The organism is Enterobacter sp. UCD-UG_FMILLET, assembly GCF_000762975.1.
Classification (GTDB): domain Bacteria; phylum Pseudomonadota; class Gammaproteobacteria; order Enterobacterales; family Enterobacteriaceae; genus Enterobacter; species Enterobacter dykesii.
On record NZ_JRJC01000020.1, the window covers coordinates 38,422 to 53,890 of the forward strand.

Annotated in this window: 17 protein-coding genes; 7 read left to right on the plus strand and 10 right to left on the minus strand. The window is 56.2% G+C overall.

All coding sequences use genetic code 11. From position 1 onward, the window contains the following. The first annotated feature begins 71 nt into the window (after positions 1 to 71). Positions 72 to 983, plus strand: coding sequence for a DNA-binding transcriptional activator PunR (gene punR, locus LA04_RS09950; protein ID WP_023311350.1), 912 nt, complete (start codon positions 72 to 74; stop codon positions 981 to 983). Between the two features lie 17 nt (positions 984 to 1,000). Here punR and purR read toward each other — a convergent pair whose 3' ends face one another. After that, positions 1,001 to 2,026, minus strand: a complete 1,026-nt coding sequence (gene purR / locus LA04_RS09955; protein WP_010430302.1) for an HTH-type transcriptional repressor PurR — start codon at positions 2,024 to 2,026, stop codon at positions 1,001 to 1,003. 297 nt (positions 2,027 to 2,323) lie between these two features. Between purR and cydH the strand changes: the two genes are divergently transcribed. Continuing rightward, on the plus strand, positions 2,324 to 2,413 hold the full coding sequence (gene cydH / locus LA04_RS24385) for a cytochrome bd-I oxidase subunit CydH (protein WP_008500596.1): 90 nt from the start codon (positions 2,324 to 2,326) through the stop codon (positions 2,411 to 2,413). Positions 2,414 to 2,576: 163 nt separating this feature from the next. Then, the gene (locus tag LA04_RS09965; RefSeq protein WP_047651414.1) at positions 2,577 to 3,743 is read left to right on the plus strand and encodes an MFS transporter; all 1,167 of its coding nucleotides are present in this window, start codon (positions 2,577 to 2,579) and stop codon (positions 3,741 to 3,743) included. 38 nt (positions 3,744 to 3,781) lie between these two features. Here the strand turns inward: LA04_RS09965 and sodB are convergent, their stop codons facing one another. Further along, complete coding sequence (sodB, locus tag LA04_RS09970; protein ID WP_029739795.1) at positions 3,782 to 4,363, minus strand: superoxide dismutase [Fe]; 582 nt, start codon at positions 4,361 to 4,363, stop codon at positions 3,782 to 3,784. A gap of 122 nt (positions 4,364 to 4,485) precedes the next feature. Beyond that, complete coding sequence (locus LA04_RS09975) at positions 4,486 to 5,259, minus strand: C40 family peptidase (RefSeq protein ID WP_023311354.1); 774 nt, start codon at positions 5,257 to 5,259, stop codon at positions 4,486 to 4,488. 338 nt (positions 5,260 to 5,597) lie between these two features. On the opposite strand from LA04_RS09975, the gene grxD reads away from it, so the two are divergent. Further along, positions 5,598 to 5,945 carry a monothiol glutaredoxin 4 gene (grxD, locus tag LA04_RS09980; protein WP_003832760.1) on the plus strand — a complete coding sequence of 116 codons (348 nt, stop codon included), beginning with the start codon at positions 5,598 to 5,600 and terminating at the stop codon, positions 5,943 to 5,945. A 44-nt stretch (positions 5,946 to 5,989) separates the two neighbouring features. On the opposite strand, the gene rnt is transcribed toward grxD, so the two are convergent. The 5 genes from rnt to eptA all read right to left on the minus strand — a co-directional run bounded on the left by rnt (position 5,990) and on the right by eptA (position 10,663). Continuing rightward, on the minus strand, positions 5,990 to 6,640 hold the full coding sequence (gene rnt / locus LA04_RS09985) for a ribonuclease T (RefSeq protein WP_023311355.1): 651 nt from the start codon (positions 6,638 to 6,640) through the stop codon (positions 5,990 to 5,992). 95 nt (positions 6,641 to 6,735) lie between these two features. Beyond that, a complete protein-coding gene (gene gloA / locus LA04_RS09990; RefSeq protein ID WP_013096923.1) occupies positions 6,736 to 7,143 on the minus strand; it encodes a lactoylglutathione lyase in 408 nt (135 codons plus the stop codon). A gap of 100 nt (positions 7,144 to 7,243) precedes the next feature. Then, positions 7,244 to 8,341 (minus strand): alkene reductase, encoded by a 1,098-nt coding sequence (locus LA04_RS09995; RefSeq protein WP_047651415.1) that lies wholly within the window; start codon positions 8,339 to 8,341, stop codon positions 7,244 to 7,246. 55 nt (positions 8,342 to 8,396) lie between these two features. Further along, positions 8,397 to 8,996: a TetR/AcrR family transcriptional regulator gene (locus tag LA04_RS10000; RefSeq protein WP_047651416.1), complete on the minus strand. Its 600-nt coding sequence runs from the start codon at positions 8,994 to 8,996 to the stop codon at positions 8,397 to 8,399. Positions 8,997 to 9,037: 41 nt separating this feature from the next. After that, on the minus strand, positions 9,038 to 10,663 hold the full coding sequence (eptA, locus tag LA04_RS10005) for a phosphoethanolamine transferase EptA (protein WP_047651417.1): 1,626 nt from the start codon (positions 10,661 to 10,663) through the stop codon (positions 9,038 to 9,040). 149 nt (positions 10,664 to 10,812) lie between these two features. Between eptA and LA04_RS10010 the strand changes: the two genes are divergently transcribed. The 3 genes from LA04_RS10010 to sodC all read left to right on the plus strand — a co-directional run bounded on the left by LA04_RS10010 (position 10,813) and on the right by sodC (position 12,597). Continuing rightward, positions 10,813 to 11,052, plus strand: coding sequence for a DUF1289 domain-containing protein (locus LA04_RS10010; protein WP_010430327.1), 240 nt, complete (start codon positions 10,813 to 10,815; stop codon positions 11,050 to 11,052). Between the two features lie 48 nt (positions 11,053 to 11,100). After that, the gene (locus tag LA04_RS10015; protein WP_047651418.1) at positions 11,101 to 11,997 is read left to right on the plus strand and encodes an aldo/keto reductase; all 897 of its coding nucleotides are present in this window, start codon (positions 11,101 to 11,103) and stop codon (positions 11,995 to 11,997) included. Positions 11,998 to 12,078: 81 nt separating this feature from the next. Next, complete coding sequence (gene sodC / locus LA04_RS10020) at positions 12,079 to 12,597, plus strand: superoxide dismutase [Cu-Zn] SodC (protein ID WP_047061660.1); 519 nt, start codon at positions 12,079 to 12,081, stop codon at positions 12,595 to 12,597. On the opposite strand, the gene LA04_RS10025 is transcribed toward sodC, so the two are convergent. Together LA04_RS10025 and LA04_RS10030 are read right to left on the minus strand one after the other, a co-directional pair. Then, on the minus strand, positions 12,576 to 14,609 hold the full coding sequence (locus LA04_RS10025) for an FUSC family protein (RefSeq protein ID WP_047651419.1): 2,034 nt from the start codon (positions 14,607 to 14,609) through the stop codon (positions 12,576 to 12,578). The two genes, sodC and LA04_RS10025, sit on opposite strands and share 22 nt — an antisense overlap. Continuing rightward, on the minus strand, positions 14,609 to 15,469 hold the full coding sequence (locus LA04_RS10030) for an efflux RND transporter periplasmic adaptor subunit (protein ID WP_047651420.1): 861 nt from the start codon (positions 15,467 to 15,469) through the stop codon (positions 14,609 to 14,611). The genes LA04_RS10025 and LA04_RS10030 overlap by 1 nt, the downstream gene beginning before the upstream one ends.

Below are 15,469 nucleotides of genomic sequence, written 5' to 3' on the forward strand. Positions count from 1 at the left end.
GTAGGGAGTGCAAAGCCGCTTGTGAAACGCTAATATTTGGCGGGTGCATTCAAAAATTTTGCAGGCAGAAAATGTGGTCAGATTATTCTCTTGAAGTGGTCGATGCTGTTGCGCGTAACGGCAGCTTCAGCGGTGCGGCGCAGGAGCTGCACCGCGTCCCTTCGGCAATCAGCTACACGGTGCGCCAGCTTGAGGAGTGGCTGGCGGTTCCGCTGTTTGAACGGCGGCATCGTGATGTGGAATTAACGCCCGCAGGCGCGTGGTTTTTGAAGGAAGGGCGTTCTGTTATCAAAAAAATGCAGATCACCCGCGAACAGTGTCAGCAGATCGCTAACGGCTGGCGGGGACATCTTTCCATCGCGGTGGATAATATCGTTAAGCCGGAGCGCACCCGGCAGATGATCGTCGATTTCTATCGTCATTTTTCTGACGTCGAGCTGCGGGTCTCGCAGGAGGTGTTTAACGGCGTCTGGGATGCGCTGGCGGACGGCAGGGCAGAGATGGCGATTGGGGCCACGCAGGCGATCCCGGTCGGGGGACGTTACGCCTTTCGCGATATGGGGATGCTGAGCTGGAAATGCGTGGTGGCAAGCGATCATCCGCTGGCGGCGATGGAAGGGCCGCTGAGCGATGACACGCTGCGCAACTGGCCGTCGCTGGTGCTGGAGGATACGTCCCGTTCATTGCCCAAGCGTATCACCTGGCTTCTGGACAACCAGCGGCGGGTGGTGGCTCCGGACTGGGAATCATCGGCGACGTGCCTCAGCGCCGGGCTGTGCGTCGCGATGGTGCCCGTTCATTTTGCGCGTCCGCGCATCGATACCGGAGAGTGGGTTGAGCTGACGCTGGAGAATCCGTTCCCGGATGCGGCCTGCTGCCTCACCTGGCAGCAAAATGATGTCTCGCCCGCTATGGCGTGGCTGCTGGACTATCTGGGAGACAGCGAAACGCTAAACCGGGAATGGTTACGGGAGCCAGCATAGCTGGCCCCGTAAAGCGATTAACGACGGTAGTCGCGGAACGGACCGTCCGCAACGGAACGACGTTCGATAAGACGCGGGTGAACTTCAATGGACTGCGACTCTTCACGCTTGTTGACGATCCTGTCCATCAGCATGTTGAAAGCCGTTTCGCCCAGCGAGTCTTTTGGCTGGTGAATGGTGGTCAGCGCCGGGGTGAAGAAGCGCGCGTTACGCACGTTGTCATAGCCGATCACGGAAATATCCTGCGGTACGCGCAGGCCCAGCTCGTCGGCAGCGCAGAGCGCGCCCATGGCCATGATGTCGCCCCCGCAGAACACGGCGGTCGGACGGTGCGGCTGGGAGACGATCTGCTGCATCGCACGGTAGCCCGATTCCGGCTCAAAGTCGCCCTGCACGATCCAGTTTTCCGGCACGGTGATCAGCGCTTCTTCCATCGCTTTCATAAAACCGGCCAGACGGCCCGCGCCGGTGTTGCGCTCCAGCGGGCCGGGGATCACGCCAATCTCGCGGTGACCGCGTTCGATCAGGTAACGACCGGCCATATAGCCGCCTTCAAAGGCGTTATCGATAACGGAATCGGTGAAGTCCGCGCGCGCTTCGCCCCAGTCCATCACCACCATCGGAATATGGCGATACTCTTCCAGCATCGACAGCACGGATTCCGGGTACTCAGAACACATTACCAGCAGGCCATCAACGCGCTTCTGCGCCATCATCGACAGGTAGGCACGCTGTTTTTCAATGCTGTTCCACGCGTTGCCCAGAATCAGGGTATAGCCTTTCTGGAAGCAGTTTTTCTCAACCGCTTCAATGATCTCGGCAAAATAGGCCGCTTCACTGCTGGTCGCCAGCAATCCAATGGACTTGGTGTGATTAACCTTGAGGCTACGCGCAACCGCACTTGGCGAATAGTGCAGCTCTTTGATCGCTGCCCAGACGGCGTTGCGCGTCTCTTCCGCCACAAAGCGGGTTTTGTTAATTACATGTGATACGGTTGTAGTGGAAACGTTTGCGCGTTTTGCTACGTCTTTAATTGTTGCCATTAAATGTCACTCCAGACCATATCCTAAACTCCTGAAAAACTTGAAGGTAAACGTTTGCCTTCTCTCACCCTTATCACGCAATCTTGAATTGCGGCACGCCGGGAAAACGACACGGGACGTCAGGAGGGGGTCAATGGCCGGTACGCTAATAAATTTAGCGTGGAATTTTGTCCTATCTTGATGAAAAGGGGAAGAGGTAAAGTGGTTATCAGTATAAATCCAGGAAGATTTTTGACGTAATCTGTGCAAAAATGAGCAAGCTCACTTTTCGTGTGGGGATTAAAAGGAGAAAAATTGATGAGTTCCGATCTTAAGTTTTCGCTGTTCACCACCGTTGTTGTGCTGGCTCTGATTGTTGCGGCCGGTCTGACGGCTGCGCTGCACTGATTTACGCGGAGGGAGAGCCTTCTCCCTCCCGACACCCCGGATTGTTACTTCTCTGGCAAAAATCTTTTGCCATTTTGTTAACTTCTCATTTTTTGTGATTGATGTCATGCTTTCCGCTTCTTTGTTCTGTGTCACCACATGACACGGCATCCGGAGTTGACGCATGAAAATCAATTTTCCCCTGCTGGCCCTGGCGATTGGCGCTTTTGGGATTGGCACCACTGAATTCTCCCCGATGGGGTTACTGCCTGTTATTGCCCGGGGCGTAGATGTCTCGATCCCTGCGGCAGGGATGTTAATTAGCGCCTACGCTATCGGCGTGATGGTCGGGGCGCCGCTGATGACGCTTCTTCTTTCGCACCGCGCGCGCCGCAATGCGCTGATTTTCCTGATGGCGATTTTCACCCTCGGCAACGTGCTTTCGGCCATTTCGCCGGACTACACCACATTGATGCTGTCGCGTATTCTGACCAGCCTTAACCACGGCGCGTTCTTTGGGCTGGGGTCGGTCGTGGCTGCCAGCGTGGTGCCTAAACACAAGCAGGCGAGCGCCGTGGCAACCATGTTTATGGGGCTGACGATTGCCAACATCGGCGGGGTGCCTGCGGCAACCTGGCTGGGAGAAGCGATCGGCTGGCGTATGTCCTTCCTGGCGACGGCCGGGCTGGGCGTGGTCGCGATGGTGGCATTGTTCTTCTCCCTGCCGAAAGGCAGCGCCGGTGAACGTCCGCAAGTGCGTAAAGAGCTGTCGGTGCTGATGCGTCCGCAGGTGCTCTCCGCGCTGCTCACCACCGTGCTGGGGGCAGGGGCGATGTTTACCCTCTACACCTATATTTCACCGGTGCTGCACGATATCACCCACGCAACGCCTCTCTTTGTGACCGCGATGCTGGTGCTGATTGGCGTGGGCTTCTCGATCGGCAACTATCTCGGCGGGAAATTTGCCGACCGTTCCGTGAGCGGGACGCTTAAGGGCTTCTTAACCCTGCTGATTGTCATCATGGTTGCCATTCCGTGGCTGGCGCGTAATGAGTTCGGGGCCGCGATCGCGATGGTCGTCTGGGGAGCCGCCACTTTCGCCGTGGTGCCGCCGCTGCAGATGCGCGTGATGCGTGTCGCGCACGAGGCGCCGGGACTTTCATCATCCGTGAATATCGGTGCGTTTAACCTGGGTAATGCCCTGGGCGCCGCGGCCGGTGGGGCCGTGATTTCAGGTGGTCTGGGATACAGCTTTGTGCCGGTGATGGGGGCGATTATTGCCGCGCTCGGCCTGCTGCTGGTGATGATGTCGGGACGTAAACAGCCTGAAGCAGCCTGCGCTGCGGAATAAACCAAAAACGCAGAAGGGCGAACCCTTCTGCGTGTCTCTTACGCGGCGAAGTTCTTCGCGACAAAGTCCCAGTTAACCAGTGCCCAGAAGTGCTCCAGGTAGTTCGGACGCGCGTTGCGGTAATCAATGTAGTAAGCGTGTTCCCACACGTCCACGGTCATCAGCGGCTTCGCGCTGGTGGTCAGCGGGGTACCCGCGTTAGAGGTGGACACGATAGCCAGTTTGCCATCCGCCTCTTTAACCAGCCACGTCCAGCCAGAACCGAAGTTCTTGATGGCTGCATCGGTAAACTTCGCTTTGAAATCCGCGAAGCTGCCAAATGCGGCGTTGATAGCGGTAGCCAGTTCACCGACAGGTTCACCGCCGGCATTCGGCGCCAGGCAGTGCCAGTAGAAGGTATGGTTCCACACCTGAGCCGCGTTGTTAAATACGCCACCCTCTGAGCTGCGGACGATCTCTTCCAGCGTTTTGCCTTCAAAATCGGTGCCCTTGATCAGATTGTTCAGGTTGGTGACGTACGTCTGGTGATGCTTGCCGTAATGATATTCCAGGGTTTCCGCAGAAATGTGCGGTGCCAGGGCGTCTTTTGCATACGGTAGTGCAGGTAATTCGAACGACATTGCTTCTCTCCTTATTGTATTTTACGTTGCCAATAACCACACAGACAACAGGGACAGGATAGCAAATTGAAAGGGTATGCAAAAGAGGAACTTACCCTGCCACGGATGCGGCAGGGCAGGGGTTAGCGGATGGTTTTCGGCGTCATCACGCGACGCGCGCCGACGTAGTGGCGTACCCAGTAGTCTTCACTGAGAGAGGTAATCTGAATATCCTGGCCGCTACGTGGAGACTGGATGAATTTCCCGTTGCCGACATACACGCCGACGTGGTCAGCCGTGCCGCGACCCTGAGTGCGGAAGAACACCAGATCGCCGTTTTCCAGCTCACCGCGGTCAACCGGTGAGGCATCGCGCAGGTGGTACATCTCATTGGCGGTACGAGGAATGCGGAATTTGACCAGATCTTTATAGGCGTAATAGACGAGGCCGCTGCAGTCAAACCCGGTACGCGGCGAGCTGCCACCCCAGTGATAAGGTTTGCCAATCTGGCCCATCAGTTTGTTCATCGCGGTTTTTTGCGCTTTCTGTACACGCACTTTATGCACTTCAGCTATTTTCGTGACCTTCGTGCATTTCGCCTTGTGGCCTTTACGCGTGATGCATTTTTCAGTAACGAGGTTAGCAGCGGTTTGCGAAGCTTTACTTTTAGCGGAGTGGGCAGTGCGGGAAGGTTTTGTTTTCGTCTTGCTGGAAGCGGTCTGTTTCGTCTGAGCCGGTGTTTTTTTCTTGTCGTTCTTAGCGGTGGTTTTTTTCTTACGTTCTGTGGCTTTCACCAGATGGTTTTTTTGTACAGCAGAATGCCGCGCCTGCTGAGAGGCGTTTGCCACTGGCGTGAAAGTGAGTGAAGTAAACAGTAAAGCACAGAGCGTGATCGAGATTTTATTTATCCGCGCCACTGGGCAGTCCCCTGATAAATGCAGGTCATCAATAATACCCGCGTGTGATTTACAAAGCCCGTCGATTCTAATCTATAAAAACCCAGAAAGTTAATAGCATTTTTCAATCTACAATCGTGTTTCGTTAGCAAGTGCAAAAAAATTCATCGTTCTGTCGCACATTTGCCCACTCCCTAAGCAAAACCCTGACCGCCGCAGGGGTAAACACCATTTGCAATGCAACTTTTCGTGACTCGGGGTAGAATGTATAAACGTGACAAAAATGTTATTTTCCGATGCCAGTCTGAACCGCTACAATGTCAGACGAATGCCGTAACAGAAGTTAAAGGAAGCAAGACATGAGCACCACTATTGAAAAAATCCAGCGCCAGATCGCTGAAAACCCGATTCTGCTGTATATGAAAGGTTCTCCGAAGCTGCCAAGCTGCGGCTTCTCCGCACAAGCGGTTCAGGCGCTGTCAGCCTGTGGTGAGCGTTTTGCTTACGTCGATATCCTGCAGAACCCGGACATCCGCGCTGAGCTGCCTAAGTATGCTAACTGGCCGACTTTCCCACAGCTGTGGGTTGACGGTGAGCTGGTTGGCGGCTGCGATATCCTGATTGAAATGTATCAGCGCGGCGAACTGCAGCAGCTGATCAAAGAGACGGCGGCGAAGTACAAAACCGAAGAGCCGGACGCAGAATAATTTTCTGCGCAAATAAAAAAGCGACCTGATAAGGTCGCTTTTTTTTATTCTTCGCTGTCGCCCATCGGCAGCGGCCAGCCGCCCAGACGCTTCCAGCGGTTGACGATCTCACAGAACAGCTCTGCAGTGCGCTCCGTGTCATACAGCGCAGAGTGCGCCTGCGTTCCGTCAAAAGGTATACCCGCCGTGATGCAGGCTTTTGATAACACCGTTTGTCCCAGCGCCAGGCCGCTCAGCGCGGCGGTGTCGAAGGTCACAAACGGATGGAAGGGGTTGCGTTTGAGCGCGGCGCGCTCGGCTGCGGCCATGGTAAAGCTGTGATCGAAGGTGGCGTTATGGGCCACCATGATGGCGCGGCTGCAGTTACTCTCTTTCATGCCTTTACGCACCATTTTAAAAATGGCGTGCAGCGCATCGTATTCACTGACTGCGCCACGCAGCGGGTTGTGCGGGTCGATACCGTTAAACGCCAGCGCTTCCGGCTGTAAGTTTGCTCCTTCGAAAGGTTCAACGTGGAAATGCAGCGTGGTGTCCGGTGTAAGCCAGCCCTGTTCATCCATCTTCAGCGTGATGGCGGCAATTTCGAGCAGCGCATCGGTTTTAGCGTTAAATCCGGCTGTTTCTACATCAATGACAACGGGATAAAAACCACGAAAACGGTCGCACAGACCGCTAAATTGAGCGTTATCGGACATCAGGGTCTCTTACATGGGGAAAAAGCAGAGCGCATTATGGCAAATTTTGCGGGGTGATGCAGTAAAACAACGGGCGCATGTTGCGCCCTGAGGGATCAGTTGCCCAGACCGCGACCCGCGTCTTTGGCTTCAATCAGCTCGATTTTGTAACCGTCCGGATCTTCCACGAACGCAATCACGGTGGTGCCGCCTTTTACCGGGCCCGCTTCGCGCGTAACGTTACCGCCATTGCTGCGAATGCGCTCACACGCTTCGGCCGCGTTGTCCACTTCCAGCGCGATGTGGCCGTAGGCGGTGCCCAGCTCATAGCTGTCTACGCCCCAGTTGTAGGTCAGCTCGATCACCGCTTCATCCGTTTCCGGGCCGTAACCCACGAACGCCAGCGAGTATTTGTATTCCGGGTTTTCGCTGGTGCGCAGCAGCTTCATGCCCAGGACGTTAGTGTAGAAATCAATGGAACGTTGCAGGTCGCCAACGCGCAGCATGGTGTGAAGTAGGCGCATAATTTCCTCATTAACCAATGGAATAGACTGTCTTTTTGAACAGAAACGATGTTTTAGTATAGCGGCGAAGTATCGCCGCTATCAATGAACAACGGCGAGATTACAGAGAAGGGTAGTCGGTGTAGCCTTCCGCGCCGCCGCCGTAGAAGCTTTCCGGGCGCTGCGGATTCAGGGCCGCTTTTTTCTGCAGACGGGCAACCAGATCCGGGTTGGCGATGTAGTCGCGGCCAAACGCGACGGCATCGATCAGCCCTTTGCCGATCAGATCTTCGGCTTTCTCCGGGGTATAAGCCCCCGCACCGATGATCACCCCGTGGAAACGCTCGCGCACTTTCTGACGGAAAGCGTCCGTGTATGGTTTACCGCCAGCCCAGTCCGGCTCGGACATGTGCAGATAGGCGATGCCGCGTTTAGCCAGTTCTTCGATCAGGTACAGGGCATCGGCTTCTTCGTTCGGACCGTTGTCGACGTTCTGGAAAGAACCGATTGGGGAGACGCGGATCCCGATACGATCCGGGCTCCACTCCTGGCATACGGCATCAACCACTTCCAGCACCAGGCGAGCGCGGTTTTCGACGCTGCCGCCGTACTGGTCGGTGCGATGGTTAGACGACGGTGACAGGAACTGGTGCAGCAGGTAGCCATGCGCGGAGTGCAGCTCAATCAGGTCAAAACCGGCTTCACGGGCGTTGGCCACGGCCAGGCGGAAGTCGTTCACGATACCCGGAATTTCTTCCAGCTCAAGCGCGCGCGGCATAGAGGTATCCACGCGGATCGCATTGCCGTTTTCATCACGCAGGGACGTACGGGTATTTGCGCTCAGGGCCGACGCGGAGACCGGTGCCTGGCCGCCAGGCTGGATGCTGCTGTGTGAGATACGACCGGTATGCCACAGCTGGACCGCAATACGACCCTCTTCAGCGTGAACGCCCGCGGTGATTTTCTGCCATGCGGCGATCTGCTCCGGGCTGTGAAGGCCCGGTGCACCCGCATAACCTTTAGCCTGAGCTGAAATCTGCGTGGCTTCCGTAATGATCAGGCCAGAGCTTGCGCGCTGACGATAGTATTCACCCATCAGTGGGGTTGGGATGTCGCCCGGCTCAATGCTGCGCAGACGGGTAAGCGGAGCCATAAACACGCGGTTTGGCGCCGTGACGGCACCCACTTTCAATGGGGTAAACAGTTTTTCAGCTGACATAAAGACTCCTGAGTAGACCAGTCGACTAGTAATAGGGTAAATAAAAAAGCGCCCGTTATACGTCTGGCGCAGTAATACTGTTTTTCACATGTGCCAGCGCGCTTTCCAGCGGCAGGGCACTGCGCGAAATTTTTGCCTGCAGGTTGGCTCCTAACCAGAGGGAGTAGAGCACCTGAGACTGCATTAAGGGGTCGCCAGAAAAGGCCAGCGTTTTTTCTTCGCGGCCTTTTTCCAGCGCCTGCGCCAGCAGGGCGATTACGCCGCGGGCACCCTTATCCATCGCCGAGCGCATGTCTTCGGAAAGATCGCACACTTCGGCAGACAGTTTGACCGTCAGGCATCCGCTGATAATGCCCTGCTGACAGAACTGGTTCAGCGTTTCCTGATAGTAGTTCAGAACACGATCCCGGTAGTTACCTTCACCCGAAGCAAAGTGGGTCGCCAGACGCTGGTGGTAGCCAGCATAATGACGCTCCAGCATCGCTACGCCAAAAGCCTCTTTGGACCGGAAGTAGTGATAAAACGACCCCTTCGGTACCTCAGCGGTTTTTAAAAGCTCGCTCAACCCCATACCGGTAAACCCGCGATGCATGCAAAGTCGCTCGCCGGTTGCCAGTAAATGTTCGCGGGTATCGTGTTCAGTATTTCTGCTCATGGCCGCACTCTAATAGACCGTTCGGTCTAATGCAAGCGAGTTTACTGACGACATGCGCTCAGTATATCCAGCTGCGGTTGATAAACCGTTGATTTCACGTCCATCATACCCAATACGGTTGAGAATAAATTGTCCTGGGAAACCGCATTTTTTGCTGCATGGTCACGCAAACACCGTTCGTTGATGCCAAAGTTTTTCGCGTAATCCGGTGACAGCCAGAACATAAACGGAATATGCGTTTGCTGCTCCGGCGCCAGCATGTACGGCGTACCGTGCAGATAAATACCGCTTTCACCTAAGGATTCACCATGATCTGAGAGATAGATCAGCGCGGTGTTCATGCTCGACTGGCGCGCTTTCAGCGCATCAATGGTTTTGCTGACCATGCTGTCGGTATAGAGGACAGTGTTGTCATAGGTATTGATCAGCGCCTGATGGTCGCAATCCTGAATTTCATTGGTGTCGCAGGTGGGGGTGAATTTACGGAAATTGTCCGGGTAACGATGATAGTACGCTGGTCCATGACTCCCCATCAGGTGGATAACCAGCACCGTGTCCTGCTTCACGCCGTCCAGAACGTTGTCCAGGCGGTAGAAGTTCACATCATCAATACAGGATTTGTCTTTGCAGAACTGATCCAGATTCCACTGCGTCATGTCGGTATGGGGCACGCGATCGCAGGCGCCTTTACAGCCACCGTCGTTGTCGCGCCACAGCAGGTTGATACCCGCATGCTTCAGCACATCGAGCAGTCCCTCGCGATGGTGAGCCAGGTCGGCATCGTATTTGCTGCGCGTCATGCCGGAGAACATGCACGGAACGGAAACGGCGGTTTCGGTGCCACACGAGGAGGCCTGCGGGAAGTTAATCACGTCCTGCTTTTTCAGCTCCGGGTTGGTTTCGCGTTCGTAACCGTTCAGGGAGTAGTTTGCCGCGCGAGAGGCTTCGCCAACGACAAGCACCAGAACGGTTTTCTTTTGTTGACCGGTAATCAGTGACCCTTTATGGGCATCTTCACCAATGCGCACCAGCGTTTGATCGCCGGCAAACCAGCGCATTTTGCTGTACTTCACCACGGCGCTGACATAGTTCGCCGGGGTGACCATTTTGACGATGCTTTTGTTATTGCGGAACAGCGACGCGTAATCTTTATAAAACAGCGCGGCAATCAGGATAATCACCAGCAGGGCGCCGAGCATCGCGGCAACGCGCGTCAGCAGCGCGTACCACCATTTTCCGGTACGAATGCGGGTCAACGCCAGCACCACGGAGGGAACGAGGCCGGCTATGACAATCCACAGGATCATCTGCGGGGTCACCAGGGCGGTCGCTTCCTGAGAGTTGGTTTCGAACACGTTCACAATCATGTTCTGATCGATCACCGCGCCGTAGGTATACATGAAATAGGTCGCCGCGGCGCATCCGACCGTTAAAACGATCAGCAGCGGCTTGCGGAGATACGGGATGTTAAGCAGGCTAAAAACAATCACCCAGCCGCAAAACAGCACCAGCGGGACGGAGGCGGCAAAGAGGAAGTCGTGCAGATGGACTGCGCCGATAATGGCCCAGCTGCGCTGGATAAACAGCCCGTTCAGCAGAGTAAAAAAGAGTGCACAGCCCAGAGTAAATTTAATGTCGTTACATTGTAACTTTCTGCTTAACCACATCGATCGGTAAACCCGTTATTGTCATGATGGGCCGAGTATAGAGAGGGAAGATTAGTGAAACCTTAATGCCACAAATCTGTGATACAGGCCTTGCACGCGGCGCGATTAACGTCTTCACTGTAGGTGAGAAGAGCTATCGGGAGGTGAGCGTGGCAGAGCAGCTGGAGTTTTTCCCCATCCAGAGCCCGTGCCGGGGTATTTGTCAGGTCGATGAACGCGGATATTGCCGCGGGTGTATGCGTACCCGCGATGAACGTTTCAACTGGCAAAACTTTAGCGACACGCAAAAGCAGGACGTGTTACGCCTCTGCCGACAGCGTCTTCTGCGCAAAATACGCGCGAATAAAGCCGGTGAGACCGAAGAACCGCAGCAACCTTCACTTTTTTAACACGGTAATTGCGTATACTCATGACATTACGTCCTTGAGGAAAATGTTATGGTTCAGCGAATTACCCTTGCCCCCCAGGGGCCAGAATTCTCCCGTTTTGTCATGGGCTACTGGCGCCTGATGGACTGGAATATGTCCCCCCTCCAGCTGGCGAGCTTTATTGAAGAGCACCTCGATTTAGGCATCACCACGGTCGATCATGCGGATATTTACGGTGGCTACCAGTGCGAGGCCGCGTTCGGCGAGGCGCTTAAGCTGGTTCCGGCACTCCGCGATCGCATGGAGATCGTCACGAAGTGCGGGATTGCCACCACGGCAAAACCGGAACACGCCCTCGGTCATTACATCACCGACAGCGCGCATATCATCAAGAGCGCCGAGCAGTCGCTGGTCAATCTGGCGACCGATCGTATTGACCTGCTGTTAATCCACCGCCCAGACCCGCTGATGGATGCCGATGAGGTGGCGGAAGCCTTCCTGAACCTGCACCAGAGTGGGAAAGTGCGTCACTTCGGCGTGTCAAACTTTACCCCGGCACAGTTTGCGCTGCTTCAGTCCCGTCTGCCGTTTACCCTGGCCACCAACCAGGTTGAGATTTCCCCGGTACACCAGCCGCTGCTGCTGGATGGTACGCTCGATCAGCTGCAGCAGCTGCGCATTCGCCCGATGGCGTGGTCATGCCTGGGAGGCGGACGCCTGTTTAATGATGAGGAATTCCAGCCGCTGCGCAACGAGCTTGAAACCATCGCCCGTGAACTGAACGCGGAGAGCATCGAACAGGTGGTTTACGCGTGGATCCTGCGCCTGCCGTCAAAACCGCTGCCCATTATCGGTTCCGGTAAAATTGAACGCGCGCGTTCTGCGCTGGCCGCTGAAGAGCTACAGATGACCCGTCAGCAGTGGTTCCGCATCCGCAAGGCCGCGCTGGGTTACGACGTACCATAAACCGCCTGAAGGTGGCTTTCCGGTGAAATCTTTGCCCCTGGTATACACTTAAGGGGCAAAAAATAACCCGCGGAGGTCACTATGAAGCGTTTTGCTCTGGCACTGGTCACGCTGGTTGTTTGCGCAGGGGCGCAGGCAGCCAGCGACGAAGTGGAAATGAATCTCGTCACCCCACAGGGTGTGGGTCAGTCCATCGGAACGGTAAAAATCACTGAAACCGATAAAGGGCTGGAGTTCGCCCCCAACCTCAAAGCCCTCCCTCCCGGTGAACATGGTTTCCATGTTCATGCCAAAGGCAGCTGTCAGCCCGCTTTAAAAGAAGGTAAACCGTCTGCGGCGGAAGCGGCAGGAGGGCACCTCGATCCGCAGCATTCCGGCAAGCATGAAGGCCCGGAGGGAATGGGGCATCTGGGCGATCTGCCCGTGCTGGTGGTCAATAACGACGGTAAAGCCACCGATCCTGTTGTCGCGCCGCGACTGAAAAAGCTGGATGAGGTGAAAGGCAAGGCGCTGATGATCCATGTCGGCGGCGACAATATGTCCGATCGGCCTAAACCGCTCGGCGGCGGCGGGGCACGCTATGCGTGCGGCGTGATCTGATCCCCAATCGTTCCCGGCGGCGGTGCCTGTTCCAGCTGCGAGAGCGAGCAGTGCAGGCGCCAGATTATCGAGGCCAAATCTCGGGCTGCGGGCAGATGATGCTGTGCAAGCGTATCGCAGATCCGCTGCAGTTCATTCAGCGTGGCTTCCAGCGGCCGCTGCTGGACACCGCGCTCGCTCATTACGTCGCGCAGCAGGGAGATGCAAACATCACGAACCTGCGACAGCGGATCGGAACGCGTTTCCCACGCGCGAAGCTGCCAGACCACGTGCGAGCAGTTCAACAGCACCACGCCCCAGCGCAGCAGCCAGCGCCGGGACAGCGCGTCCTGGCTGTTATTCAGCTGGCTGACGTGATGATAAACCAGCGATTCATACTCGTTTTCACTCAGATGCGGTTTACGGCTGAGCTGATCGACAAACCCTCTGCGTAACTCCCGAATATGCCTGCGGCTCTTGCGTGCATCGGATCCGGGACGCAACACCGCAAAAGCCAGCCACGCCAGCCCCACGCCAAGGATCTTCGCCAGGTTATCATTGAGAAAATCGGCGTAATCATAAACCGGTGGATTCGTCACGGAGATAAACGAGCCCATAAAGACAATCAGCTGGCCCCAGAGGCCCGCCAGCTTAGGCATTTGCAGCTTCAGAAGCTGCATGGTGGTCAACAGGGGAAACAGTAACAGCAGGAACTGCCACAGATCGCTTATCTGCACCATCAGGCCAAACTTCACCACGAAGCTGAACAGCGACAGCAGCACCAGCGTGCGCAGCAGCAGCGTAAGCGAGTTAAACGGCGAGGCCGCAACGGAGTAAAGCACGCAGCTGATGGCGGCAAGCGTCAGGGCCGCCGTACCGGACTCCCACTGGGTGGTAATGCTCCACGCCCCCACCAGCATCAGCGCACAGAAGGTGCGAAAACCGCTCCACAGCGCTTCCAGATAGTCGGTATGGCGCGCAAGAGCCGGGCTGCCGGGGACGTTGAACTCCGTTAATGGGGTTGCGTTTTCGACGGCCGTAATCCAGCGGCTGCTGCGCAGGTACAGGCGGCAAAAGTAGTTCAGACGCTGCCAGAAGGCGCGATGGCGGTAGTCGTACTCGTCAGCCGGCGCGAGCGGAGCGATAATCCGCGCCACGGTATAGATGTCCGCATCCGGGCGCGCAAGGGCCGCGAGCAGCGTTTCAATCACGGCTCGGGTATTTTCAGGCGGCGTCGGCCAGTTGAGCAGCATCCGGCGCAGGCTGGAGATGGCGCTGGTCATGCGCAGCTGCTGGTGCAGCAGATAGTTAAGCAGGGTGTTCTGGCGGCGAAAGCGGTAGTGGCTCCAGAACGCCTGAATGCGCAACAGATTCATGGTCAGGATCTGCCCGATAACCTTTTCATGCGCGAGGCGGATATCGTCGCTGGTATCCGGTTGCCACAGCAGGCTCGCGTGCTCCAGTAACCGGGTATGCATGGTTTTTAGCGCGGTGATGAGCGCGGTGCCGTCGGACGTGCTGGGGAGGATCATCATCATGAAGCCGCCGCTCAGGATCCCGACAATCACTTCACAGACGCGCGCCTGGGCAATATCCCACAGCTCGGTGGTGTCGAGCACGTTAACCACCGGAAAGGCGATAATGGCGGCGGTATAGCCCGCAAGCTGGAAAGCGTAGGCGACGTTATTGGTAAAATGGGCGCAGGCCCAGGTACAGCACCCCAGCCATGCGGCCATGCTCAGCAGGAACAGCCACGGATCGTTCAGCGTATGGCCGGCGATAATTAACGCCGCGGTGGCGCCCAGCAGGCTGCCTGCGATACGGCCAAGGCTTTTACTGATCACCCCGCCGACCGTTGGAAAACTGACCACCGCCGCAGACGTCATCGCCCAGTAGGGTTCATCCAGGTTCAGGTAATAAGCCACAGTCAGCGCAAGACACATGGCAATGCCGTTACGTAGCGCGTAGCGCCACTGGGTACGCGTCGCTTTCATCCACGGCGTGTTTTGCCAGGAGAGACCCTGCAGCTTCATCACTGGTTTCCGATGGAGACAGTGCAGGTAGTGCCGGACACCAGGGTAATGTCCTGCGGTAAACGGTCAAACTCCACGCGAACCGGAACGCGCTGGGCCAGACGCACCCAGGGAACGTTCGGCTTTATGTCCGGCACCAGTCCTGAATCCGTTTCGACGCTTTGATCGTAAATGGCGCGGCCAATGCTGGATACGTGACCCTGTAACTTCTGCGAGCCGCTGTAAAGCGTAATAACTGCAGGCGATCCCTCGCGAATATGGCGAAGTTTGGTCTCTTCAAAATAGCCCACCACGTAGAAGGAGTGGCTGTCGACGAGGGCAAAAACGGGTTGTCCCGTGGTTGCATAATTCCCAACGCGAGCGGAAAGGTTGGTTACCCACCCGTCAACCGGCGCGGTAATCACCGTTTGGGTCAACTCCCACTGGGCCTGCTTCAGCGTGGCTTCGGCCACGTTGACGCTCGCCTGCATGGCCTTCACGTTGATGTTGGCGGTGTCTAAATCTTCCGCTGAGATGTAGTTTTGCGACAGGTGGCGGCGGCGGTTGGCCTCGTTGTTGGCCTTTGCCAGATCCGACTGGGCTTTAGCCAGCTGCGCCTGAGCGTTCAGGATCGCAATGTGGTACGGGGTGTCGTCGATGCGGAATAAAATGTCTCCCTTTTTGACGAACTGGTTATCCTTAACCAACAGCGTCGTAATACTTCCTGATACCTGAGGGGTAATGCTGACCTGCTCGGCGCGCACTTTGCCGTCACGCGTCCAGGGCGACTGCATATAAAAATTCCACATCCACCATCCCGCAACCAGCGCGAGGGCAAGGACAAACAGGGTGGAAAAGTACTTTAGCGTTTTCAGAGACAT

Bases quoted from the DNA above. Each gene is read 5' to 3' on its own strand.
- cydH (WP_008500596.1), top strand. From the start codon at position 2,324: ATGAGTTCCGATCTTAAGTTTTCGCTGTTCACCACCGTTGTTGTGCTG.
- grxD (WP_003832760.1), top strand. From the start codon at position 5,598: ATGAGCACCACTATTGAAAAAATCCAGCGCCAGATCGCTGAAAACCCG.
- purR (WP_010430302.1), bottom strand. From the start codon at position 2,026: ATGGCAACAATTAAAGACGTAGCAAAACGCGCAAACGTTTCCACTACA.
- LA04_RS10025 (WP_047651419.1), bottom strand. From the start codon at position 14,609: ATGAAGCTGCAGGGTCTCTCCTGGCAAAACACGCCGTGGATGAAAGCG.
- LA04_RS10000 (WP_047651416.1), bottom strand. From the start codon at position 8,996: ATGAGCAGAAATACTGAACACGATACCCGCGAACATTTACTGGCAACC.
- LA04_RS10030 (WP_047651420.1), bottom strand. From the start codon at position 15,469: ATGTCTCTGAAAACGCTAAAGTACTTTTCCACCCTGTTTGTCCTTGCC.
- LA04_RS09965 (WP_047651414.1), top strand. From the start codon at position 2,577: ATGAAAATCAATTTTCCCCTGCTGGCCCTGGCGATTGGCGCTTTTGGG.
- sodC (WP_047061660.1), top strand. From the start codon at position 12,079: ATGAAGCGTTTTGCTCTGGCACTGGTCACGCTGGTTGTTTGCGCAGGG.
- eptA (WP_047651417.1), bottom strand. From the start codon at position 10,663: ATGTGGTTAAGCAGAAAGTTACAATGTAACGACATTAAATTTACTCTG.
- gloA (WP_013096923.1), bottom strand. From the start codon at position 7,143: ATGCGCCTACTTCACACCATGCTGCGCGTTGGCGACCTGCAACGTTCC.
- LA04_RS09995 (WP_047651415.1), bottom strand. From the start codon at position 8,341: ATGTCAGCTGAAAAACTGTTTACCCCATTGAAAGTGGGTGCCGTCACG.
- sodB (WP_029739795.1), bottom strand. From the start codon at position 4,363: ATGTCGTTCGAATTACCTGCACTACCGTATGCAAAAGACGCCCTGGCA.
- punR (WP_023311350.1), top strand. From the start codon at position 72: ATGTGGTCAGATTATTCTCTTGAAGTGGTCGATGCTGTTGCGCGTAAC.
- LA04_RS10015 (WP_047651418.1), top strand. From the start codon at position 11,101: ATGGTTCAGCGAATTACCCTTGCCCCCCAGGGGCCAGAATTCTCCCGT.
- rnt (WP_023311355.1), bottom strand. From the start codon at position 6,640: ATGTCCGATAACGCTCAATTTAGCGGTCTGTGCGACCGTTTTCGTGGT.